This window comes from uncultured Microbulbifer sp., assembly GCF_947504145.1.
Taxonomy (GTDB): Bacteria; Pseudomonadota; Gammaproteobacteria; order Pseudomonadales; family Cellvibrionaceae; genus Microbulbifer.
On sequence record NZ_CANNGQ010000001.1, the window covers coordinates 318,523 to 342,156 of the forward strand.

The window sequence follows — 23,634 nt, forward strand, 5'->3', positions numbered from 1 at the left end:
TGGCTTGTTCTTATCTCGTAACCGGTTGACATAAAAAAAGCGGGCTTTCGCCCGCTTCAATACCTCTCATCCTGTGAGCGACTCTTTCTTGTAGTAATTCCTTTTCTACAGTCGATGTGTTCTCAGTGCGTTACCACTGCAGTGCACCACCGGTCTGGTATTCGATGACCCGCGTTTCGAAGAAGTTCTTCTCTTTGCGCAGGTCCATGATTTCGGACATCCAGGGGAAGGGGTTCTGGGCGCCGGGGAACTGTTCTTTGAGGCCGAGCTGGCTGAGGCGGCGGTTGGCGATGAAGTGGAGGTATTCTTCCATCATCGCGGCATTCATGCCGAGTACGCCGCGGGGCATGGTGTCGCGGGCGTAGGCCACTTCGAGTTCCATACCCTCCAGAACCATCTGGGTGACTTCCTGCTGGAATTTTTCGGTCCACAGGTGTGGGTTTTCCAGTTTGATCTGGTTGATGACGTCGATACCAAAGTTCAGGTGCATGGACTCATCGCGCAGGATGTACTGGAACTGCTCAGCAACGCCGGTCATTTTGTTGCGGCGACCCATGGACAGGATCTGGGTGAAGCCACAGTAGAAGAAGATCCCTTCGGTGACGGCGTAGAAGGCGATCAGGTTGCGCAGCAGTTCCTGGTCGGTCTCCGGGGTGCCGGTTTTGAAGTTGGGATCGCTGATGGAGCCGGTGTGCGCGAGGCTCCAGGCGGCTTTTTTGGCGACGCTCGGGACTTCGCGGTACATGTTGAAGACTTCGCCTTCGTCCATGCCCAGAGACTCTACACAGTACTGGTAGGCGTGGGTGTGGATGGCTTCTTCAAAGGACTGACGCAGGATGTACTGGCGGCACTCTGGATTGGTGATGTGGCGGTAGATGGCCAGTACCAGGTTGTTGGCTACCAGGGAGTCAGCGGTGGAGAAGTAACCCAGGGAGTATTCCACGATGCGACGCTCGTCCTCGGTCAGACCGTCGGGGTCTTTCCACATGGACACGTCTTTGTTCATGTTCACTTCTTGCGGCATCCAGTGGTTGGCACAGCCGTCGAGGTATTTCTGCCAGGCCCAGTCGTATTTGAACGGTACCAGCTGGTTGAGGTCGGCGCGGCAATTGATGATGCGCTTCTCGTCAACTTCAATACGGGCAGCACCCATTTCCAGTTCTTCCAGGCCCGGGGCCGGGTCCAGATCGGTAACGGCGGCGCGGGCGGCTTCCAATGCAGAAGAGGAGCCGGCCTGGGCCGCGGTCGATGCCGGGGCACTGCTGGCGCTGCCTGATTCGTAGGCTGCGCTGGGTTCGGTGACTGCCTGCTGCTCGGATTGCAGCGCACCCGGCATCGGTTGCGGTTCGGACTTTTTGGATTCTTGCTTGGCTTGTGTGTCGATATCGTCCCAGCTCAGCATGAGTTCCCCTTATGTGTTCTGTGTGACGCGCTGTGCGGGTAGGTGTTCATGGGCACAGGTGGTCGAAAGTGTGTCTTGGGCGACCTGCGCCCGGCCCGGGTTTCTGCTCTGCTGAGCTTTGGCCCGGTGCCGGGGCGGCGCTTATGGTCTTGGTTGCGCTCTGCGGTAATTGCTCACTGCGTTGCGCGATTGCTCTCCCCCGAGAGTCTTTAAATTCCCAGTAACCTGTTACTGGTCACTTTTATTGACAGGCTTCGCAATCCGGGTCGTCCAGCGAGCAGGCCTGCGGCACGGCGGCCGGGGCGGGCTCTGCCTGGGGTGCGGCGCTGGCGGCGGGTGCGCCACCGGAGCTTACTGCGTTCAGGGTGCCGCTGGTCACGGTGGATTTCTCCGTGCTGGTGGCGGCCAGGGCGCGCAGGTAGTAGGTGGTTTTCAAACCGCGGTACCAGGCCATGCGGTAGGTCAGGTCCAGTTTCTTGCCGTTGGCGCCGGCGATGTAGAGGTTCAGGGACTGGGCCTGATCGATCCACTTCTGGCGGCGGCTGGCGGCGTCGACGATCCAGCGCGGTTCTACTTCAAACGCGGTGGCGTACTTGGCTTTGAGGTCGTCCGGCACGCGGTCGATCTTCTGTACAGAACCTTCGTAGTACTTGAGGTCGTTGACCATCACCTTGTCCCACAGGCCGCGGGCTTTCAGGTCGTGTACCAGGTAGGGGTTCACTACGGTGAATTCGCCAGACAGGTTCGATTTCACGTACAGGTTCTGGTACGTGGGCTCGATGGACTGGGATACGCCGGTAATGTTGGCGATGGTCGCGGTCGGCGCAATTGCCATGACGTTGGAGTTACGCATGCCCTGGCTGGAAACCTTCTCGCGTACCACATCCCAGTCCAGCGTGCTGCTGGTGTCCTGGTCGATAAACTGCTCGCCGCGGTTCTTGGCCAGAATTTCGATGGAGTCGATCGGCAGGATGCCCTGGCTCCACAGGGAGCCTTCGTAGCTGCCGTAGCTGCCGCGCTCTGCCGCCAGGTCACTGGAGGTGGAGATGGCGTGGTAGCTGATCGCTTCCATGGTGGTGTCGGCGAAGGCGACGGCTTCATCGCTGGAGTAGGAGATGCCGGCTTTGTACAGCGCGTCCTGGAAGCCCATCAGGCCCAGGCCCACCGGACGGTGGCGCATGTTGGACTGACGCGCGGTTTCCACAGAGTAATAGTTGATGTCGATAACGTTATCGAGCATGCGCACGGCGGTTTTTACGGTGCTGGCCAGCTTGCCGGTATCCAGCTTGCCGTCTTCGCCGATGTGCTGTGACAGGTTTACGGAGCCCAGGTTACATACGGCGATTTCGTCGTTCGCTTTGGTGTTCAGGGTGATCTCGGTGCACAGGTTGGAGCTGTGTACTACACCGGCGTGCTGCTGCGGGCTGCGCAGGTTGCAGGCGTCCTTGAAGGTGATCCACGGGTGGCCGGTTTCAAACAGCATGCCCAGCATCTTGCGCCACAGATCGAGCGCGCGCACTTTTTTGTGCAGCTTCAGCTTGCCTTCGGCGGCCAGCTTTTCGTAGTGGGTGAAGCGCGCTTCAAAGGCATCGCCGAACAGGTCGTGCAGGTCCGGGCAGTCTGCCGGGGAGAAGAGGGTCCACTCTTTGTCTTCAAACACACGCTTCATGAACAGGTCCGGCACCCAGTTGGCGGTGTTCATGTCGTGGGTACGGCGACGGTCGTCACCGGTGTTTTTGCGCAGCTCGAGGAATTCCTCGATGTCCAGGTGCCAGGTTTCCAGGTAGGCACACACGGCGCCCTTGCGCTTGCCGCCCTGGTTGACGGCTACGGCGGTGTCGTTGGCCACTTTCAGGAAGGGCACAACACCCTGGGATTTGCCGTTGGTACCTTTGATGTAAGAACCCAGGCTGCGTACGGGGGTCCAGTCATTACCCAGGCCGCCGGCCCATTTGGACAGCATGGCGTTGTCCTGAATGGCACCGTAGATACCGTGCAGGTCATCCGGCACGGTGGTCAGGTAGCAGGAGGACAGCTGCGGACGCAGAGTACCGGCGTTGAACAGGGTCGGGGTCGAGCTCATGTAATCGAAAGAGCTCAGCAGTTCGTAGAACTCGATGGCGCGTTCGTTCGGCTTGTCTTCATTGATGGCGAGGCCCATGGCAACGCGCATGAAGAACAGCTGCGGCAGTTCGAAGCGGACTTCCTCGGAGTGCAGGAAGTAGCGGTCGTACAGGGTCTGCAGGCCGAGGTAGGTGAACTGGTGATCGCACTCAGGCTTGATGGACTCGCCCAGTTTTTCCAGATCGAAGCTGGCCAGTGCCGGGTCGAGCAGCTCCAGCTCGATGCCTTTTTCTACGTAGGCGGCGAGGGCCGGCTTGTAGAGGGTTTCCATTTCTTTCTGGGTGGCGGACTCGGCCACGCCCAGGAAACGCAGAGCTTCAGCGCGCAGCTTGTCCAGCAGCAGGAAGGCGGTGGCGTAGGTGTAGTTGGGCTCTTGCTCAACCAGGGTGCGCGCGGTGATGACCAGTGCGGTATTGATGTCGGTTTCGGAAACGCCGTCGTACAGGTTTTTCAGCGCTTCGTTCAGGATCAGGCTGCTGTCCACATCGGTAAGGCCTTCACAGGCTTCGCCGACGATGGTGCGCAGGCGCTCCATGTTCAGCGGTACCAGGGAGCCGTCTTCGAGCTTTACACGAATGTTTGGGTGGGTGTCGGTGGACTCGACCACTGCGGGCTTTTCTTTGTCTTTCTCGGCGCGCAGGCGGGCGTGCTCTTCGCGGTAGAGGACGTAGTCGCGGGCAATTTTGTGTTCGCCGGCGCGCATCAGTTCCAGTTCGACCTGGTCCTGAATTTCTTCAATATGAATGGTGCCACCGGAAGGCATGCGGCGCGCGAAGGTGGCGCTGATCTGGGAGACCAGGTCGGCCACGCGCTCGTGGATGCGGCTGGAGGCCGCGGCGGTACCGCCTTCAACGGCGAGAAACGCCTTGGTGACGGCGACGGAGATTTTGCTGTCCGCGTAAGGTACTACGGTACCGTTGCGCTTGATGACGCGGATCTGACCGGGGGCAGTGGCGGCCAGTGAGGTATTGCTGCTGGCCTGGTCTGTTACCGATTCCTTGGTAGTGCCGTTTGGCACAGACTGGGAGCGCCCTGTCTCTGTGTGCATGAATTTCTCCGTAAAGTTTGCGCGCGCGTCTGGTCGACTTGCTTTGGTTTTGCTTTGATTTTTGCGATAAAAAATTGAGTAAACCGGCTTGTGGCCGAAAATTCTGTTTGCCGTACATGCAACATCACACTTGCCTAACGCCGGGGGCACGGCAGACGACCAGTCCAGGTCAGTACGCGCAATAAATCGACACAAGCAGTAACGGCGAAGCCTGGGCTCCGCTCGGGTAACTCTTGTGGGGTACTGCTTGATACTGCGTCTGAACGAAGATGCCGCCCTGTGCTCGGGGACTCTCTCCCTGTGGACTCCCTGGGGAGCCTGTTGTGGAACTCGGGGTGGAACCGTACGCCGGTGATTACCTTCGCGTGACTTATCCACCGTTATCCACTTTCCCGGTACCTGCCTGTAGGCAGGTTGCAGCTAGTTGGTACGGTTGAGGCCAAACACTATATGTTGTGGTCTGGCTTGAGCGCGGTGCGCCGCTACTTTTAGGCCGCGAGGCTTCCTTGAAGCACTCTGCGAGCGTTTATGGTAGTCCGTTCGAACTACCCAAACCCTATATATTGGGGTGTGACCTCGTATGAGCAACAAGATAATGCGATTGAGGGGGTAATTCAAGGCGGATAACTTCGGGGTTACTTGTGGATAATATGTGGGTAGACCCGTCGACGTGGATTTCTCCTCTCGCCAGCGCCCGCCAATACTGGCCGGGTATGAAAAGTAACCAGCGATTTGCGGGGCAGCCGTTTTTAAGAATATTTTTTAATAGTAAGCAGGTCTCAAATTAAGCAGAGCAATAACAGCGAGGACTTGATTATTCGCTGATCAAACGGGCACTGGGAGGTCAATTTGGGCGTCGGGAAAAAAGGGGGCTGCGGCAGGGTGTGGCTGAATTTCGATCGCAGTGAGCTGTGGACAACTATTTAATAAGTGAACAAAAAAGAAGCGCAGGATGATCGTCCGGCGCTTCTTTTTGTGGGATGTAACTCTCGCGTGCCGTGCAGCTGGTCAGTTGCTGTTGGCCTGCAGGAATTCCATCAGGGCTTTCTGCGCATGCAGGCGGTTTTCCGCTTCGTCCCAGACCACGGAAATGGCCTCGTCTTCCAGCAGTTCGCCGCTCACTTCTTCACCACGGTGGGCGGGCAGACAGTGCATAAAGATGGCATCGCTGTTGGCGTGGCTCATCAGCTCGTGGTCCACCAGGAAGCCTTCAAACGCTTTGATGCGGATCTGCTGCTCGGTTTCCTGGCCCATGGAGGCCCATACATCGGTGGCAACCCAGTCGGATCCTCGCACCGCGTCCACCGGCTTGCGGAAGACGGAAACGCGGTCGCCGGCAGCGGCCAGGATGCTTTCGTCCGGGTCGTAACCCTCCGGGCAGGCAATGCGCAGCTCGAAGTCGTACTGACGGGCAGCATTGATATAGGAGTGGCACATGTTGTTGCCGTCGCCCACCCAGGTCACCACTTTGCCCTCCGGGCTGCCGCGGTGTTCTACAAAAGTCTGCAGGTCTGCCAGTAGCTGGCAAGGGTGGTAGCTGTCGGACAGAGCGTTGATCACCGGCACCTTACTGTATTCGGCAAAGCGCTCGAGCACGTTGTGGCCGAAGGTGCGGATCATCACCATGTCCACCATACGCGAGATGACCCGCGCACTGTCTTCGATGGGCTCGCCGCGGCCCAGTTGGGTATCGCGCGGGGACAGGAACAGGGCGCTGCCCCCCATCTGGGCCATACCGGCTTCAAAGGAGACCCGGGTGCGGGTGGAGGATTTCTCGAAGATCATCCCCAGCACTTTATTGCGAAATGAATCGCTGGCCACACCCTGGTTACGCAGGGCCTTGAGCTCGATAGCGCGCTCGATGATGCTGCGCAGCTCGTCTTTGCTCAGGTCCAGGAGGGTAAGAAAATGTCTGACTGCCATGAATAAATCCTCCGTAAATCAGGCGGCCTGTTGGGCAAAATCGCGCACCAGTGAGGCGACGGTGGTCGCGATCTGGCTGCACTCGGCATCGGTAAGGGTCAGTGGCGGCAGCAGGCGCACCACATTGCCGGCGGTTACATTAATCAGCAGGCCGTGGGCGCGGGCCAGGTCGACCAGCTCCGCACAGGGGCGATCGAGCTCAATGCCGATCAGCAGGCCGAGGCCGCGAACCTCTTTTACATGGTCGCAGCCAGCCAGTTCACTATTGAGTTGATCCAGCAGCTGGGTGCCGAGATTCTCCGCACGTTCAATCAGCCACTCCTTTTCCAGGGTTTCCAGCACTGCGAGGCCGGCACGGCAGGCCAGGGGGTTGCCACCGAAGGTGGAACCGTGGGCGCCGGCGGTAAACAGCGTGGCCGCCTTGCCGCGGGCCAGGCAGGCGCCGATGGGGACGCCATTGCCCAGGCCTTTGGCCGTGGTTACTACGTCGGGCAATAGGCCGTCGTGGTGTTGATAGGCAAATAGTTTGCCGCTGCGGCCGTTGGCAGTCTGGATCTCATCCAGCATGAGCAGCCAGCCCTGCTGGTCGCACAGGCTGCGCAGGCGCGGCAGATAATCGGCATCGGGAATGCGGATACCGCCTTCGCCCTGTATCGGCTCTACCAGGATTGCCACGATGTCATCGTGCTCGTCCGCCAGCTTTTCGATCGCGGCAGCGTCGTTGAACGGTACACGCAGGAAGCCTTCCGGCAGGGGCGCGAAGCCCTGTTGCACCTTGGGATTACCTGTAGCGGTGAGGGTGGCCAGGGTGCGACCGTGGAATGCACCTTCGGTCACTACAATCTTGGGGCAGGCCAGGTTGCGCTCGTTGCCGAGTTTGCGCGCCAGTTTGATGGCGGCCTCATTGGCCTCTGCACCGGAATTGGAGAAAAACACATTGTCCATGCCGGACAGGGACACCAGCTTCTCGCCCAGTTGTTCCTGAGGCTGCAGGTTGTACAGATTGGACGCGTGCAGCAGGGTATTGGCCTGCTCCTGGATGGCCATGGTGACTGCCGGGTGGCAGTGGCCGAGGCCGCATACAGCAATACCGGAGAGGGCGTCGAGATAACGTCGGTCGCTGTCGTCCCACAGGTAGTTGCCTTCGCCTCTGACCAGAGTCAGGGTTCTGTTACCGTAGTTTTGCATCAATGCGGGACTGGCCACTTTGCTATCTCCTGTGTGGGTGGGCCGAAAATAGGAAAACCGCAGAAAATACGCCGTGGGCGCATTCTGTCCGCAATTTCCCCGGGAAGCCGGCAATACTAGCACAGCGGCGGCCCGGAGCCAGTAGGCGGTGCGTAGTTTGGGGGCGCCGGGGGGAGGGGCGTGCGCAGATTTGGGAATCGGGTACAATGCGCGCTTTCAACACGGATTGGCGCGGTGCGCCGGAGCCGGAAATTTCCCAACCCCGAGGTTTGCTTCCACTATGGATACTCTGGAAAACATCAAAAAGCAGATTGGCGACAATGACATCCTGCTTTATATGAAAGGCAGCCCCAACGCCCCCCAGTGTGGTTTTTCCATGCGTGCATCCCAGGCAATCATGGCCTGTGGCCAGCGCTTTGCCTATGTGGACATTCTGGCAAACCCGGATATCCGCGCCGAACTGCCGAAGTACGCCAACTGGCCGACCTTCCCGCAGCTGTGGATCAAGCAGGAGCTGGTAGGTGGCTGTGACATCATCATGGAAATGTATGAAAACGGTGAGCTGAAGACGCTGATTGAAGAAGCTGCCAAAGAGGCTGGCGAAGGCGAGTAACTCTCTACTTCGGCCAATAAAAAAAACCGCGGCAATGACCGCGGTTTTTTTATGCCCGAAACTTGTCGGCGTTACTCTTCGGAGGCGCTGACCATCTGCTTTTGCAGGTAGTTCTGCAGGCCGACTTTGTCGATCAGGCTCAGCTGGGTTTCCAGCCAGTCCACGTGCTCCTCTTCGGAATCGAGAATTTTTTCCAGCAGCTCGCGGCTGCCGTAGTCACGTACGGATTCGCAGTACTCGATGCCGTCGCGCAGGTCGGGGATGGCTTTCTGCTCCAGCTTCAGGTCGCACTTGAGCATCTCCTCGGTGTTTTCACCGATCAGAAGTTTGCCGAGATGTTGCAGATTGGGGATGCCTTCAAGAAACAGAATCCGCTCGATCAGCCAGTCGGCGTGTTTCATCTCGTCGATGGACTCATGGTATTCCTTGTCTGCCAGCTCTTTCAGGCCCCAGTCCTTGAACATGCGGGAATGTAAAAAATACTGGTTGATGGCAATCAGCTCATTCCCCAGTGCCTTGTTCAGATGTTCGATGACTTTGGGATCGCCCTTCATGGTGTTCTCCTTGAGCCGGCTGGCTGTGTCCTGTGAGGGATTTTATTAATCATAAAAATGGTTGGCGCAGAAATTCTGAAATACGAAATTGAAGGTGCCGGAAACATTCCGGCTTACGCCATCAAAATTGTAGGGTCTGGGCCGCAAGATTGTGTGGAGTTTGCGTTGGGGAAATGGACAAGTCAAGCGCGGAATATCGGCGAACATGCGGGAAAAAAGCGGGAAAATTAACGGGAAAAAGGCCGAAAACTACAACGAGAACGATTCCGCTTTAGATTGTTTTGGTTGGGTTTAATTCGCAATGGGTGGGCGGCTGGGTGAAAAGCAGTTGGGCGAAACGGTGGTGGGCGACAAAGTATTGCGGGAATAGAAGGTTTTGCACGGATTTCAGCCGAGGGTTTTGCGCATGGCCGCCAGTCTTTTTTGCAGTGAGGTGATATCGAACTGATCATCGATACCATTCTCGCAGTCTTCTTTCAGGCGTTGTATCAGAGTTTTCATTGCGTTTTGATCCACCTTGCGGGTGCAGATCTCCGCAAGTTCATTGAGAGCGCTCAGCAAGTGGCGCATGACCACGCCGCTGTCGCGCCCGTATTCCCGTATTTCATCCAGTGCTGCCGCCAGTACGTCATCGAAATCCAGCTCGGAGGTGACAAGTCGCAGGACGTTTTCGTCGTCGTTAAAGCAGTTGGGGAGCTCCGGGCGCTGCAGCACGATGCCGATTCCGTCTATCAGCCGGTCGATACAGGTGTACGCCGTGAACGGGTCGTTGATGCCTGGTGACAGGGCCCGTACCGCGATCTGTGCAAGTTGCCTGACAGAAAAAATGACGTCCTGCTCTGCCGTCGGCTGCGGCCCAAGGGTGACGGCGCCGTGGATCGCCCCGGCAATTACGTGGCTGTCAATGTCCCGGGGCGGGTTGAATACCCGGGCGACAACGCCCCAGTGGTAAAGAAAAGCTCCCGGGTGAATGTCGAGGCGAATACAGCAATGGTGTTCACTTGCCCATTCGATCAGTTTCTGGCGATCAATGCGCTGTACATATCCTTCCTGGTGGGCGCGAACGCACAGTGCGTCTTCGCCGAGGTTGAGCGCGCGTAAATCCTGGCGGCGGTAGCGCGGGTCCCGGCAATCTTCAGCGGGGTAGATGGTTTCCAGTGCCGAGCGAAATTCGCGATTGATCTGGTCGGTAATGCTGTCGATCTGGATCGACTGCGCCACGTTGTGAATAAAGTAGATGAGATAGGCGATGCAGATCAGCGTGAGCAGCAGTGCAAAACTGACAGACAAGGTCTGGCGGTTGCCCGGTTCGCTGGCATCAATACCGCGAGTGACCAGCAGTGCGTATACAAAGGTGGAAAGGAAAATCCCCAGGGATACCTGGGTGCCGCGATCGCGAATGAAATTGCGCACCACGCGCGGGCCGAATTGATTGGAGGCGAGGGTGAGGGCCACGGTGGTGATGGAAAAGACGGTACCTGCAACGGTGATCGTAGAGCCGGCAACGGTCGACAGTAGTGCGCGCGCGCTGTCGGGATCGCGCTGGGTAAGCCAGCCGAAACCCGGCAGTTGCTCGATGTCCCAGTGCTGATCGATAGCGAGAAATCCCTGCGACAGAAGAATTGCCGCGGCCATCATGATTGCCGGAATTACCCAGAAGCTGGCGCGCAGTCGCTCGATCAGATGCAGCAGCTGTTGTTTCATTGCGTCCTGCTTCAAGTCTTAAAGCGCGCCGGTGGCTGTTAAAGCACGCTGTGGCTCTTAAAGATAGGACAGCAGAAGGAGCTTGCCAGTGAGCTGGCGAAGATGTTGGAGACGCGTGATGAACTGGGAGGCGGGAGGAAGCGCAGGCACCGCAGTGGTCGGTGCCCTGTGTGCATTCGGGGTGAGTTCAGCCTGCGGAATAGAAGAGGGCGCTGTTGGCATTGGCCATGACGCCGGCGGTCATGGTCTCGTCGATGATTTCCTGGGTCAGCTCGGCGCAGCGGCCGCACTGAGAGGAAACACCCAGATGGCGGCGCAGGGCTTTCACGGAAGTGGAGCCATCGTAAACGGCTTCCTTGATCTGGCTGTCGGTGATGCCTTTACAGATACATACGTACATCGCGGGAGACCCTGGCGCAAATAAGCTCTTCAATCAAGCGGATGTGTGATCTTATTGGTAATGAGAATAAGTGTCAATAAGATTATTCGGCCGCTCAGTAAATAGTCTAGTAAGCGGATGTGTGCCTGGCAGGCCGATTTGTGACTGCTTGGTTCTAGAGGCTTGGCTGGGTAGCTGATAGGGGCCGTCGCTCGCCTGCTGGAAGTGGGTAGCGAGCTGGTATGCGAACGGGTTTGCACCGAAGTTTGTGGTGTGGTGCCTGCTATTGCCTTTATATAAAAATTTAATGGGACTGGAATAGGTGCCTGTGTATCATAGCGGCCCCCTATCAAGCTTTTATTGATTTATAGCCGAAGGTTATAAATTGAACACATCCAACCTAAACCATCTATCTCATTGAGGAGGTTCTCATGGCCGTATTAGTAGGCAAGCCCGCTCCGGATTTCACTGCAGCGGCAGTACTGGGTACTGGCGAGATTGTTGACACTTACAACCTGGCGGAAACCATCAAGGGCAAGAAGGCGGTAATTTTCTTCTACCCGCTGGACTTCACTTTCGTATGCCCGTCTGAGCTGATCGCTTTTGACCACCGTCTGGAAGAGTTCCAGAAGCGCGGTGTTGAGGTTATTGGTGTTTCCATCGATTCCCAGTTCTCCCACAACGCCTGGCGCAACACCCCGGTAAACGAGGGCGGCATCGGTCCGGTCAAGTACACCCTGGTTGCCGACACCAAGCACGAAATCTGCCAGGCTTACGACGTAGAAGCCGACGCGGGTGTCGCTTTCCGCGGTTCCTTCCTGATCGACGAAGAAGGCGTTGTTCGTCACCAGGTAGTGAACGATCTGCCGCTGGGCCGTAACGTAGACGAAATGCTGCGCATGGTTGACGCGCTGGCGTTCCACCAGGAGCACGGTGAAGTTTGCCCGGCTGGCTGGCAGGAAGGTGATAAAGGCATGAACGCGTCCCCGGAAGGCGTTGCTGCTTACCTGAGCGAGAACTCCGACAAGCTGTAAGGCTTTGTCTGGCTTCTTGCCTGGTTGGGGGTGAAATCGCCCCCAGCCACGAAAACCGCCGCAAGGCGGTTTTTTTATGCCTGAAAGGCACGTGCGGGGTAGGTGTATTCGTACCCCAAATCCTCTAATGTGCGCGTTTGTACCAGTTTTATTACAATGCCTGCCCGGTCACTGGGTACCGCTTGCGAGTGCTGGCGATAAAGTGATCACAGTGCGGGGTTTATGGCGTTTTCTCGCTCGATGAAAAAGGCCTGATCGCCAAGAATTTTTTCCGGGGCTGCTAGTCTTAACACAGGTTCCCCACAAATATTCGGCTGAGCTGTTGCCCGCCGCGGGCAGTGGTTGTCGAGGTAGTCTGCAGTACGGCACATGGTGTTTTCACGGTGATTCAGGGCATTTTCAACAGTAACCGAAGCCTCCGGGCTGTGTTTTTGCCGCTTCTCATGCTGGGCTCGCTGGTCGCCGCCAGTCAGGTGGCTGCAGACCCGGGGCGTGCAGAAAAGTCGGCGCGCGAGGGCTCCAGGGCCATCAGCAAGGATGTTGAAGCCAGCGCCAAAGAGTTTGACCGCTATTTCCGCCAGCTGCTGAAGCAGCAGGGTATTCCCGGTGCCGCCTATGTGATTGTCGATCACGACCAGATTGTTGCCATGAACACCTACGGTGTCCGGGTAAAGGGCAAGCACGAGAAAATCACCTCACATACGGTGTTCCGCCTTGCCTCTGTCTCCAAGACTTTTGCCGCCAGCATGGCCGCGGTGCTGGAACACGAGCAAAAATTCAGTTGGGCCGACAAGGTGGTGCGCTACGTGCCTCAGCTCAGCTTCAAGACCCCGGCGTTGTCCATGCAGCTGCAGGTGCAGCATCTGTTGAGCCATTCGTCTGGCCTGACCCCCAACGCCTACGACAATTACCTGGAAGACAATCGGCCCCTGTCCAAGATCCTGCCGATGTTTGCCACCATCGACCCCCACTGCAAACCGGGCAAGTGCTACGGCTACCAGAACGTACTGTTCAGCCTGATTGAAGACGTGATCCAAAAGGCCACCGGTGTGCCCTACAGCCGTCAGCTGAAAGACCGTTTCTTCGCCCCCCTGGAGATGGAAGACGCCTCCCTGGGGTGGGAGAACTTTATGGCGGCCAGCAACCGCGCGGCTCCCCATGTACAGACCGGTCGCGGCTGGCGCCCGGTAAAGGTGGAGAAGGAATACTACCTGGCGGCACCGGCGGCGGGCGTGAATGCCAGCATCAGTGATATGGGGCAGTGGCTGAAGGCACAGATGGGCTATTTCCCGGATGTGCTGTCTCAGGACGTGATTACCGACCTGACCACCGAGCGGGTGGAAACCCGCCGCCATCTGCGCCATCGGATCTGGCGTGACTACATTGACCACGCCGGTTACGGACTTGGCTGGCGCCTGTATTCCGTGGGTGATGATCGCATTATTTTCCACGGTGGCTGGGTAGCCGGGTTCCGCGCCGCCATTGCCTATTCGGAAAAGCGCAAAGTGGGTATCGTCATACTGATGAACGCTGAGTCGCGCGTAATTTCGGACCTCACCGGCAACTTTATTGCCGACATTACTGGCCGCGGAAAGCTGGTACAGGCCATTGCTGCAGCGGCGAAAAAGTAGCCGCCGCTCCTCGCCAATATTCTTCTCCCTGCAAACGGGCCTCGATTAGCGCTTGAATTGGCTCGCTGAGGCCCAATATCTGCTCTCCTGAACTTGATCGCTGTAGTTGATTTTTAAAGGGGAGAACCGATCCATGACAGTAGAGGCGCATAAAGAGAACCACGGCTTCCAGACAGAAGCCAAGCAGCTGCTGCACCTGATGATCCACTCGCTGTACTCCAATAAGGAGATTTTCCTGCGCGAGCTGGTATCCAACGCATCCGACGCCGCCGACAAGCTGCGTTTTGAAGCCCTCTCCAAGCCGGAACTGCTGGCGGAAGACCCGGACCTGCGTATTCGCATCGAATTCGACAAGGACGCCGGCACCCTCACCATCAGTGATAACGGCATCGGCATGAGCCGCGATGAGGTAATCGAGAACCTCGGCACCATCGCCCGCTCCGGCACCGCCAATTTCATGCAGAACCTCAGCGGCGACCAGAAGAAAGATGCGCACCTGATTGGTCAGTTCGGGGTCGGTTTCTACTCCGCGTTCATTGTTGCCGACAAGGTGGATGTCTTTACCCGTCGCGCCGGCAGCGATGCCAGCCAGGGCGTGCACTGGGAGTGCAGCGGCGAGGCCGAGTACTCGGTGGAAAACGTCGAGTGGCCGAGCCGTGGTACCCGCGTGGTGCTGCACCTGAAAGACGACGCCAAAGAGTTCGCCGACGACTGGCGCCTGCGCTCCATCATCAAAAAGTACTCCGATCACATCGCCATCCCGGTGGAGATGCTGAAGCAGGAAGCACCTGCTGGTGATGATGAAGAGAAGAGTGAGGAAAAGGCGCCAGAATTTGAAGCGGTCAACGCCGCCCAGGCCCTGTGGACCCGCCCGCGCTCCGAGGTGAAATCCGAAGAGTACAAAGAGTTCTACAAGCACATCTCCCACGATTTTGAAGATCCGCTCACCTGGAGCCACAACCGTGTCGAAGGCAAGCTGGATTACACCAGCCTGCTGTATATCCCGGCCCGCGCGCCGTTTGACCTGTATCAGCGCGACGCCGCCCGCGGCCTCAAACTGTATGTGCAACGCACCTTCATCATGGATGACGCCGAGCAGTTCCTGCCGCTGTATCTGCGCTTTGTGAAAGGTGTGCTGGACTCCAATGATCTGCCGCTGAACGTATCCCGCGAGATCCTGCAGAAAGACCAGAACACCGACGCGATCAAGAGCGCACTAACCAAGCGTGTGCTGGATATGCTGGACAAGCTGGCGAAGAAAGACGCGGATCAGTATCAGCAGTTCTGGGACCTGTTTGGCTCGGTAATGAAAGAAGGCCCGGCGGAAGATTTCTCCAATAAAGAGAAAATTGCCAAGCTGCTGCGCTTCTCCACCACTTACACCGACAGCGACAAGCAGGACCAGTCTCTGGAAAGCTATGTCGGTCGTATGAAAGATGGTCAGAAGCACATCTATTACGTGTGTGCGGACAACTTCGCTACCGCCAAGTCTTCCCCCTACCTGGAAGTCTTCCGCAAAAAAGGCATCGAAGTGCTGCTGCTCACCGATCAGGTGGACGAGTGGTTTGTTGGCCATATGCAGGAGTTCGACGGCAAGCAGTTCCAGGACGTGGCCAAAGGCGCGCTGGACCTGGGTGAAGCCGAAAATGATGACGACAAGGCAGAGCGCGAAAAGGTCGAGAAGGAATCTGGCGCGCTGGTTGAGCGGGTCAAGGAAGTGCTGGAAGCGCGGGTGGAAGATGTGCGCGCAACCACGCGCCTGGTGGACTCTCCCGCGTGTCTGGTGGCCAGTGACAACGATATGGGGCTGCAGATGCGCCGTATCCTGGAGCAGGCGGGACAGTCCCTGCCGGAAGGCAAGCCAATTTTCGAGCTGAACCCGAGCCACCCGCTGGTACAGCGATTGGATCAGGAGCAGGACGAAGACCGCTTTGCGGACCTCACCAATATTCTGATGGACCAGGCCAATCTGGCAGCGGGCAACCAGCTGGCGGATCCGGCGGACTATGTGCGCCGTCTGAACGCACTGCTGTTGGAGCTCAACCGCTAAGCGCCCGAGTGCCTAACCGTGTTCCCGGCGGCTTTGTGCCGCCGGGAAGCGCTGCTCTTTTTCCAGTTGATACTGTTGCGCGCTCGCGCAGATCCCAGCCTGAGCTATATTATTTCCTTGCCGGTTTTTTGCGCGAATAGGTCGTCAAAAGACGACAGTTGCTGGTGAACTTGGCAAAAATGACCAAATTCTCGCCCGGTCGTTGGGCCTTGCTACCAGGCTCCGTATAATCCCCCGCTGCACAGCAAAATTTACAGAGCGTTATGACCTCAACAGACGTACCCTCAAGCGCCTCAGAACCCCGTCACTCCATCGCCATTCTCGGCGGCGGTAGCTTTGGCACCGCGATCGCCAATATTGTTGCCGGCAACGGCCACGATACCCGGCAGTGGATGCGTGACCCCGAGCGCGCGGCTGCCTGTATGGCACAGGGCGAAAACCAGTACTACTTACCTGGCGTAGCGCTGCATCCGGACCTGAATGTCACCGCCGACCTGGAGCAGGCCGTGCGTGGCTGCCAGATCGTGTTTGTGGCCATTCCAAGCAAGTCGTTCCGCGAAGTGGTGCACCGCGCCGCACCGGTACTGGCACCGGGAACCATGCTGATTTCGCTTACCAAGGGCATCGAGCACGACCAGTTCCACCTGATGAGCGATATCCTGCGGGAAGAAACCGACGGTATGCGCGTGGGGGTGCTGAGTGGCCCCAATTTCGCCAAGGAAGTCGTCGCCGCCCACTACACCGCTACGGTGATTGCCAGTGAAGACGAATCCCTGTGCAGCACCATTCAGAAAGTGCTGCACTCGGAAACCTTCCGTGTTTACTCCAGCAACGACGTGTTCGGCGTTGAACTGGCCGGCGCGTTGAAAAATATCTACGCCATCGTCACCGGTATGGCTGTGGCGCTGGGCCGTGGTCAAAATACCACCAGCCTGTTGATTACCCGCGCCCTGGCAGAAATGATGCGCTTTGCCGAAGCCATCGGTGCGGACCCGATGACCTTTATCGGCCTCGCCGGAGTTGGCGACCTGATTCTTACCTGTTCGTCGGATCTCAGCCGCAACTACCGGGTGGGATACCTGGTGGGCAAGGGAAGAAAGCTTGAAGAAGCGGTGACGGAAATCGGCCAGGTGGCGGAAGGGGTGAATACCGTTCGTCTGATTAAGGCCAAAGCCGATGAATTGGGCGTCTATATGCCCTTGGTTTCCGCTATTCACGCCATATTATTTGAAGGTACCCCGATACCCATGGTCATTCGCGAGCTGATGTCTGGCGAGCAGACCTTTGATGTGGCTTATTCGGCCAAACCGTGAACACTCCTTTTAGGACCTGCAATGAATAACGAACAGATCAAGCACAATCTCGCCTCCACCGACCACTGGCTGCGGCTGTTATTTATGGTGTTGTTTGTGATTCTGCTCGAGGTAGCTGGTGTGGTCATGCTGGCGACCATCGTGCTGCAGTTTCTATTTACCATTATTTCTGGCGGCCCGAACGACAACCTTCGCCAACTCGGCAACCAGATTGCATCCTATATTTATCAGATCCTGCAGTTCCTGATTTATAACAGTGAAGAGAAGCCATTCCCGTTTGCGGAATGGCCACAACCCTGAGATTCGCCCGGCCGGCGCCTGCCGGCCATTTCTATTTTGTGGTGCCCAACAACGGACTGGTGATCGCCCAATGAGCAATGAAGAACTGAAACAGAACCTGACCTCCTCCAACCAGTGGTTGCGCCTGATTTATATGGTGCTGTTTGCCGTGTTACTGGAAATTGCTGGCTTTGTCATGCTGGCGGTGGTCATCGCCCAATTCCTGTTCGCTATTTTTACCGGCAGTGCCAACGATAACCTGCGCCGTCTTGGCGACCAGATTGCCTCCTATATCTACCAGTCGTTGCAGTTCCTGATCTACAACTCCGAGGAAAAGCCGTTCCCATTTTCCGAATGGCCAGAATCCGAAGAGGAAGATCTCTCCACCTACGAAAGTGCTGAAGAGATCGATGGTGAAATTATCAGTGCGGAGGAGGCGGTGGCGGCTGCGGAAGCTGAGGCCGCTGATGTGGTCGAAGAGGTTGAGGACATAGTCGCCGAGCCCGATCAAGGCGCCGACCCCGCGGTAGCGGATTCCAGCGAAAAAGTGGAAAAGCCGGCCAAGCGCAAAAAGGCGGCAAAGGCCGACAAAGAAAAAGCTGAAGAAGACCGTGTTATCGAGCTGGGCTCAGACACTGGCGCGGCCGCGCCTGAAGACGGGGCAGCGAAGGAAACGGAAACCGCTTCCGCAGACGATGAAAGTAAGCCCTCTGGCGATAAAAAGTAATTGATCACCTTTTAGTCGGCTGCAATTCTTTGACGGGAGACGGTAGTGCTGTTGTTTGTCATGCGTCACGGCCACGCTGAGCCTTTCAGTAAAAGTGACGAAACCCGGGCGTTGACCGATGAGGGGCGCGCGGAAGTAGCGGCCGTGTGCAGGGAGCGCGCCTCTGAACTGGCGCAGGTGAAAACTCTCTGGGCCAGCCCCTTTGTACGAACCCGGCAGACGGCCAAAATTGTGGCGGAGACCTTCGGTTTGGACGTGGAGGTACAGGAGCTGCTGACCGGGGACACTCCGGTGAGCACATTGCTGGAAGCGATCGCAGAAGCGGAAGAGTCCATATTCCCACTGATGCTGGTCGGTCATCAGCCGCAGGTTGGCAGCCTGGTCAACGGTCTCTGCGGCAGCGGGGATGAACACCCGATGGGGACCGCCAGCCTCGCGTGTGTCAAAGCCGATGAAGTGTGGGCACTCGACTGCGCAGAGCTGGAGTGGCTGCAGCATAAGCCCTAGCTGGTGTGGCTGGCAGTTGGCCGTTTGTTTCAGGACGGGTTGTGTGCGCGGTTGCCGAAAGCACTGGCCACTAAATCTGGCTCCTGTGGCCATTGAGGCGGCAGCCGGTCACTGTCAGCATCTTTGCTCCAGACTGACCAAGCCGTATTCCACATGAGCGATTCCCTCCATCCCGTTTTCCGCGACATCACCCTCGATATTCAGGGCAATACCATTGCCGCGCGCCAGTGGGGCAATCCCGATGGTGTACCTGTGTTGGCGCTGCACGGCTGGCTGGATAACTGTGCCAGCTTTGACGCCATGGCGCCGTTCCTGAGCGAACTTAATCTGGTGGCGGTCGATCTCGCCGGTCACGGGCAGAGTTATCATCGTCACCGGGATGCCAATTACACCGTGTGGACCGAAATCGAAGATGTGCTGGGAATGGCCGACGCGCTGGGCTGGGAGAAATTTTCGATGCTCGCGCACTCCCGCGGCGCGGTAATTGCCACCATTGCCGCCGCCACCTTTCCCGAGCGGGTAAAGCGTCTGGCGCTCATCGATGGTCTGGTGCCGCCACCAACAACCGATGCGGAGGCGCCGGAAACCCTGCGCAAGGGCATCGAGCAGCGCGCCCGCTACCACGCGCGCAAGTCCAAAGTGTTCGACTCCCTGGAGGTGGCGACCGCTGCGCGTAAGAACGGGTTGTTCAAGCTCAGTGATGATGCGGCTCGCCGGCTGGTAGAGCGTGGTGTACGCCGCGTTGGGGACGGGTTTACCTGGAGCAATGACCCGCAGTTGCTGGCCAGTTCACTGGCAAAGTTGAATGAGGGCCAGGTGCAGGCGTTCCTGGATCGTGCCGTCATGCCGATTCGGCTGGCGCTCGGTAAGGATGGTATTCAGGGAATGATCGAGCGGATCCGCCCGGTGGCCGAGCAGCACCCGGGTATCGAGCTGCGTGAGTTTCCCGGCGGGCACCACCTGCATATGGAAGAAAGCGCGGAAGCGATCGCCCATTGGTTTTTGCCGTATCTCAGCGAAGCCGAGTAAGCGCTATCAGGTGGCTGTCAGAATGGGATGCGCTTGGAGTAGCTGGCTTTTTCCATATCCCGCACTTCCACCGAAATTTCCGGAACCTCGGGCGCGGCCTCGCACAGATAGTTGAAAATGGCCGCACTCAGATCTTCTTTCTGCTGCACCGTGCGGCCTTCCAGAATGCGCACTTCTGCGTGGATAAACAGATTGCTGGAGCCTTCGTGGCTCTTGCCGAGCACGAAATCCCGGCAGGGCAGGGCGCGGGTCTTGATCGCACTGGCATTGAAAAGCCCGGTGTCACTCATTGCCTGCTGGCCGTTGCTGACCAGTGCAGAAATGGAAATGCTGTCTTCCAGTTTTTGAGAATATTCAATCACCAGATGCGGCATGGCCGGACTCTCCTCGCGTTGTGAAACGCTAACGGTTAATGATTAGCGGATCAGGGACAGGAACTCATTGCGGGTGGCCTGCTGGCTGCGGAACGAGCCCAACATGGCGGAGGTTTTCATCACTGAATTCTGCTTCTCCACACCGCGCATCATCATGCACATGTGCTTGGCTTCGATGATTACGCCCACGCCGGCGGCACCGGTGACCTGCTTGATGGTTTCCGCAATTTGCACCGTTAGTTGTTCCTGAATCTGCAAACGGCGGGCAAACATGTCTACAATGCGCGCCACCTTGGACAGGCCCAATACCTTGCCGTCAGGAATGTAAGCCACATGGGCTTTGCCGATAAACGGCAGCAAGTGGTGTTCGCACAGGGAGTAGAGCTCGATGTCTTTTACCAGCACCATCTCGCTGCAGGTGGAGGGGAAAAGGGCATCGTTGACCACTTCGTCCAGGGTCTGTTGATAGCCGCGAGTGAGATACTGCATCGCCTTGGCGGCGCGCAGGGGGGTATCTTTCAGGCCCGGGCGTTCCAGGTCTTCACCGATGGCTTCAATAATTTGCGCGTATTGTTCTTTCATGTCTGTCAGCTTCCAACGTCTCGCCCCGGGACTAACATAGCGTTGCCAGCTCGCCAGGCACACAGGCACTGATGGTGGCGGGGCGTCGATATCGCCGGTTGCCCGGCGGCACAGAGGAGTCACGGAGACTCCGGAGGGTGCGCTACCCTAAGGCTTTGCGTGGCGGTAGTAAAGCGCCAAAATTCGAGGAAACAGGTCAATGATAGAGAAACGCGAGTCCAACCTGCACGAACTGCACACAGTTCTGGACTATGTGCGCTGGGGGACGAGCCGCTTTAATGACGAAAACCTTTGGTTTGGTCACGGAACCGATAACGCCTGGGACGAAGCGGTCCTGCTGGTCACTCACGCCCTGCACCTGCCGGTGGACAGCAAACCGGAAATTCTACACGCCCGGCTGACCCTGGATGAGCGCCGTCAGGTCATGGCTGTGCTGGAAAAGCGTATCGATAAACGCCTGCCCGCCCCCTACCTCACCAACGAAGCCTGGTTCTGTGACCTGCCGTTTTATGTCGACGAGCGGGTGCTGGTGCCGCGTTCTCCCATTGGTGAGCTGATCCGTCACCGGTTTGAGCCCTGGCTGCAGCAGGAGCCTCTGGCCGTTCTCGACCTCTGTTGCGGCAGTGGCTGCATCGGCATCGCCTGCGCAGACACTTTCCCTGGTGCACGGGTTGATCTCAGTGATATTTCCGCGGATGCCATCGACGTGGCGCAGATCAATATCAACCGCCATCAGCTGAACGACGAAGTGCGTGCGGTGCAATCCGACTTGTTTGCTGAGCTCGAAGGCTGCAGTTACGACCTGATCGTCAGCAACCCACCCTATGTCGATGCCCGGGATCTGGCGGAAATGCCGGCCGAGTACCGTGCGGAACCGGGCCTGGCCCTGGGCTCCGGTGACGACGGCCTCGACTTCACCCGCCGCCTGCTTCTGGAGGCGCCGGACCACCTGCAGCCAGAGGGTATTCTGGTGTGCGAAGTGGGCAATAGCTGGGAGGCGCTGGAAGAGGCCTATCCGCAGGTGCCGTTTTTCTGGCCGGAGCTGGAAGAGGGCGGGCACGGCGTATTTGTGCTGACCCGCGAAGAGCTGCTGGCCTGCCGGCCCATGTTTGAGGTGAGCGTTTGAATCCGGAGCGCGCGGATAGAGATTCCTCTATAATGCGCGCCTTTCATCGAATAATTCACTGGGGTAGGGAATACCGGATATGTCGGGCAATACATTTGGCAAGCTGTTCTGTGTCACCACATTTGGCGAAAGCCACGGCCAAGCGCTGGGCTGTATCGTCGATGGTTGCCCTCCGGGACTGGAAATTACTGCGGAAGAGATCCAGCTGGAACTGGATCGCCGCAAGCCCGGTACCTCCCGTTATACCACTCAGCGCCGCGAAGCCGATGAGGTGAAAATCTTGTCCGGTGTTTTCGAAGGTAAGACCACCGGAACTCCCATTGGCCTGCTGATCGAAAACACCGATCAGCGCTCCAAAGACTACGCCAATATCGCGGAGCAAATTCGCCCCGCCCACGCCGATTACACCTATTGGGCCAAATACGGCCTGCGCGACTACCGCGGCGGTGGCCGCTCTTCTGCGCGGGAAACCGCTATGCGCGTTGCCGCCGGTGCCATTGCCAAGAAGTGGCTCAAGCAGCAGTTTGGCATTGAAGTGCGCGGTTACCTGTCTCAGCTGGGCCCGATCAAAATCGAAAAGCTGGACTGGTCTCAAGTCAGCGAAAATCCCTTCTTTTGTCCCGATGCCGACAAAGTACCGGAAATGGAAGCCTACATGCAGGCGCTCATCAAAGAGGGTAACTCCATCGGCGCGCGCATTTCTGTACATGCGAGCGGTGTGCCTGCAGGGCTTGGCGAGCCGATTTTTGATCGCCTGGACGCAGACCTGGCGCACGCACTGATGAGCATCAATGCGGTAAAAGGCGTGGAAATCGGTGCGGGGTTTGGTTCGGTGGAGCAGAAGGGCACCGAGCACCGCGACGAAATTACTGAAGCGGGCTTCCAGTCGAACAACGCCGGCGGCGTACTGGGTGGTATTTCCAGCGGCCAGGAGCTGATCGCGCATATTGCCCTGAAGCCCACTTCCAGCCTGCGCATCCCCGGCAAGAGCCTGGACACCAATGGTAAACCTATTGAAGTGGTGACCAAGGGGCGTCACGATCCCTGTGTGGGCATCCGCGCAACGCCGATTGCCGAGGCGATGATGGCGCTGGTGCTGATTGACCATGTGATGCGCCAGCGCGCACAGAATGGCGATGTGGAATTTGGGTTGAAGATTCCTGCGGGCGTGTCTGAATAATCAGAGTGTCAATTTGAATACAAAAAAGGCGGAGTGCCGAAAGCGCTCCGCCTTTTTTGTGCCTGTACGTAATCCGCTGATTACAGGTGCAGGTTCAGACCCAGGTAAGGGCCTTTGATTTCCAGATCGGTCTGGAAGGCGTCCAGCTCTTGCACATCCAGTGTCATGGCGCGGTAACCGGCTTCAATCGCGAAGTCCAGTGCGGGTACGAAGTCCCAGCGAATCTTGGCGGTCAGGTCGGTGTGGCGGTCGCCGTTATAGCTGGTGCCGTTGCCCTGGGCGATGATGGACCAGCCGGTAAAGGGCAGGTCGAAGCGGGCTACGCCGTAAACCATCGGCAGTACGCCAGAGAGTTCGATGTTCTCAGACTGGAAGTCACTGGTTACCGACATTTCGCCGCTGTACTGACGGGCGGTCAGGCCCAGGTCCAGATTCACCCAGTTATCGAGGATCTCGTAATAAAGGGTCGCGTCGGTGTGGGTCAGATTGATATCACCGGTGATTTCGGAGCCAATCACGAAGGTCTCGTCACCGAAGGTCACGCTCTCGCTCAGCATGGCGGTGCCATTGGTTTCAATCTTGCTGTGGGCTACCAGGATATTCGGAATCACCGGAACCGGGTGCTCGAGTGCAGCCTGTATAAAGGTGGCGTTGTCTTCGGCGAGGGAAAATTCGTCCACGTTGAAGTTATCTACACCTACCGCGCCGCTGTATGCCGGTTTCCAGGCACCCAGGGTGGCATCAAACCCGAGAATAGTGTCTGCGCTGGCAGAAGCCGACGCCAGTGCGGCGCAGAGCGCCAGAGTAATTTTTTTCATTTTTGGAGTCTCTCCCGTTGGATTCTGCGGCGGATTCTACCTGTTTTCT

Annotated in this window: 21 protein-coding genes; 11 read left to right on the plus strand and 10 right to left on the minus strand. The window is 57.7% G+C overall.

Going from position 1 to position 23,634, the window contains the following annotated elements; translation table 11 throughout:
- Positions 1-130: 130 nt before the first annotated feature.
- The 4 genes from Q1A74_RS01470 to Q1A74_RS01485 form a co-directional block, all read right to left on the minus strand.
- Positions 131-1,402: a ribonucleotide-diphosphate reductase subunit beta gene (locus Q1A74_RS01470; RefSeq protein WP_299591735.1), complete on the minus strand. Its 1,272-nt coding sequence runs from the start codon at positions 1,400-1,402 to the stop codon at positions 131-133.
- A gap of 241 nt (positions 1,403-1,643) precedes the next feature.
- The gene (locus tag Q1A74_RS01475) at positions 1,644-4,574 is read right to left on the minus strand and encodes a ribonucleoside-diphosphate reductase subunit alpha (RefSeq protein ID WP_299591737.1); all 2,931 of its coding nucleotides are present in this window, start codon (positions 4,572-4,574) and stop codon (positions 1,644-1,646) included.
- Positions 4,575-5,582: 1,008 nt separating this feature from the next.
- Positions 5,583-6,497 (minus strand): ornithine carbamoyltransferase, encoded by a 915-nt coding sequence (gene argF, locus Q1A74_RS01480; RefSeq protein WP_299591739.1) that lies wholly within the window; start codon positions 6,495-6,497, stop codon positions 5,583-5,585.
- Between the two features lie 18 nt (positions 6,498-6,515).
- Positions 6,516-7,703: an aspartate aminotransferase family protein gene (locus tag Q1A74_RS01485; RefSeq protein ID WP_299591742.1), complete on the minus strand. Its 1,188-nt coding sequence runs from the start codon at positions 7,701-7,703 to the stop codon at positions 6,516-6,518.
- A gap of 262 nt (positions 7,704-7,965) precedes the next feature.
- Between Q1A74_RS01485 and grxD the strand changes: the two genes are divergently transcribed.
- Positions 7,966-8,298, plus strand: coding sequence for a Grx4 family monothiol glutaredoxin (gene grxD, locus Q1A74_RS01490; protein ID WP_299591744.1), 333 nt, complete (start codon positions 7,966-7,968; stop codon positions 8,296-8,298).
- Between the two features lie 71 nt (positions 8,299-8,369).
- Here the strand turns inward: grxD and bfr are convergent, their stop codons facing one another.
- From bfr to Q1A74_RS01505, 3 genes are all read right to left on the minus strand, one after another.
- On the minus strand, positions 8,370-8,852 hold the full coding sequence (gene bfr, locus Q1A74_RS01495) for a bacterioferritin (RefSeq protein WP_299591746.1): 483 nt from the start codon (positions 8,850-8,852) through the stop codon (positions 8,370-8,372).
- A gap of 387 nt (positions 8,853-9,239) precedes the next feature.
- On the minus strand, positions 9,240-10,556 hold the full coding sequence (locus tag Q1A74_RS01500) for a DUF2254 domain-containing protein (RefSeq protein ID WP_299591748.1): 1,317 nt from the start codon (positions 10,554-10,556) through the stop codon (positions 9,240-9,242).
- A gap of 187 nt (positions 10,557-10,743) precedes the next feature.
- On the minus strand, positions 10,744-10,956 hold the full coding sequence (locus tag Q1A74_RS01505; protein WP_226702436.1) for a bacterioferritin-associated ferredoxin: 213 nt from the start codon (positions 10,954-10,956) through the stop codon (positions 10,744-10,746).
- Positions 10,957-11,366: 410 nt separating this feature from the next.
- On the opposite strand from Q1A74_RS01505, the gene Q1A74_RS01510 reads away from it, so the two are divergent.
- The 8 genes from Q1A74_RS01510 (at position 11,367) to Q1A74_RS01545 (ending at position 19,505) form a co-directional block, all read left to right on the plus strand.
- A complete protein-coding gene (locus tag Q1A74_RS01510) occupies positions 11,367-11,969 on the plus strand; it encodes a peroxiredoxin (RefSeq protein WP_299591751.1) in 603 nt (200 codons plus the stop codon).
- Between the two features lie 431 nt (positions 11,970-12,400).
- Positions 12,401-13,600 (plus strand): serine hydrolase, encoded by a 1,200-nt coding sequence (locus tag Q1A74_RS01515; protein ID WP_299591753.1) that lies wholly within the window; start codon positions 12,401-12,403, stop codon positions 13,598-13,600.
- A 133-nt stretch (positions 13,601-13,733) separates the two neighbouring features.
- A complete protein-coding gene (gene htpG, locus Q1A74_RS01520; RefSeq protein WP_299591755.1) occupies positions 13,734-15,650 on the plus strand; it encodes a molecular chaperone HtpG in 1,917 nt (638 codons plus the stop codon).
- Between the two features lie 263 nt (positions 15,651-15,913).
- Positions 15,914-16,963 carry an NAD(P)H-dependent glycerol-3-phosphate dehydrogenase gene (locus tag Q1A74_RS01525; protein ID WP_299591757.1) on the plus strand — a complete coding sequence of 350 codons (1,050 nt, stop codon included), beginning with the start codon at positions 15,914-15,916 and terminating at the stop codon, positions 16,961-16,963.
- 21 nt (positions 16,964-16,984) lie between these two features.
- Positions 16,985-17,263, plus strand: a complete 279-nt coding sequence (locus Q1A74_RS01530) for a DUF4389 domain-containing protein (protein ID WP_299591759.1) — start codon at positions 16,985-16,987, stop codon at positions 17,261-17,263.
- A gap of 70 nt (positions 17,264-17,333) precedes the next feature.
- Positions 17,334-17,969 (plus strand): DUF4389 domain-containing protein, encoded by a 636-nt coding sequence (locus Q1A74_RS01535; RefSeq protein WP_299591761.1) that lies wholly within the window; start codon positions 17,334-17,336, stop codon positions 17,967-17,969.
- Positions 17,970-18,014: 45 nt separating this feature from the next.
- The gene (sixA, locus tag Q1A74_RS01540) at positions 18,015-18,476 is read left to right on the plus strand and encodes a phosphohistidine phosphatase SixA (RefSeq protein WP_299591763.1); all 462 of its coding nucleotides are present in this window, start codon (positions 18,015-18,017) and stop codon (positions 18,474-18,476) included.
- A gap of 153 nt (positions 18,477-18,629) precedes the next feature.
- Complete coding sequence (locus tag Q1A74_RS01545) at positions 18,630-19,505, plus strand: alpha/beta hydrolase (protein WP_299591765.1); 876 nt, start codon at positions 18,630-18,632, stop codon at positions 19,503-19,505.
- A gap of 17 nt (positions 19,506-19,522) precedes the next feature.
- On the opposite strand, the gene Q1A74_RS01550 is transcribed toward Q1A74_RS01545, so the two are convergent.
- Together Q1A74_RS01550 and folE are read right to left on the minus strand one after the other, a co-directional pair.
- Positions 19,523-19,879 (minus strand): 5-carboxymethyl-2-hydroxymuconate Delta-isomerase, encoded by a 357-nt coding sequence (locus Q1A74_RS01550; protein ID WP_299591767.1) that lies wholly within the window; start codon positions 19,877-19,879, stop codon positions 19,523-19,525.
- A 42-nt stretch (positions 19,880-19,921) separates the two neighbouring features.
- Complete coding sequence (folE, locus tag Q1A74_RS01555; protein ID WP_299591769.1) at positions 19,922-20,461, minus strand: GTP cyclohydrolase I FolE; 540 nt, start codon at positions 20,459-20,461, stop codon at positions 19,922-19,924.
- Positions 20,462-20,660: 199 nt separating this feature from the next.
- On the opposite strand from folE, the gene prmB reads away from it, so the two are divergent.
- Together prmB and aroC are read left to right on the plus strand one after the other, a co-directional pair.
- A complete protein-coding gene (gene prmB / locus Q1A74_RS01560; RefSeq protein WP_299591771.1) occupies positions 20,661-21,587 on the plus strand; it encodes a 50S ribosomal protein L3 N(5)-glutamine methyltransferase in 927 nt (308 codons plus the stop codon).
- A gap of 79 nt (positions 21,588-21,666) precedes the next feature.
- Positions 21,667-22,767 carry a chorismate synthase gene (aroC, locus tag Q1A74_RS01565; protein ID WP_299591773.1) on the plus strand — a complete coding sequence of 367 codons (1,101 nt, stop codon included), beginning with the start codon at positions 21,667-21,669 and terminating at the stop codon, positions 22,765-22,767.
- An 80-nt stretch (positions 22,768-22,847) separates the two neighbouring features.
- On the opposite strand, the gene Q1A74_RS01570 is transcribed toward aroC, so the two are convergent.
- Positions 22,848-23,585 (minus strand): TIGR04219 family outer membrane beta-barrel protein, encoded by a 738-nt coding sequence (locus tag Q1A74_RS01570; protein ID WP_299591775.1) that lies wholly within the window; start codon positions 23,583-23,585, stop codon positions 22,848-22,850.
- Positions 23,586-23,634 lie beyond the last annotated feature (49 nt).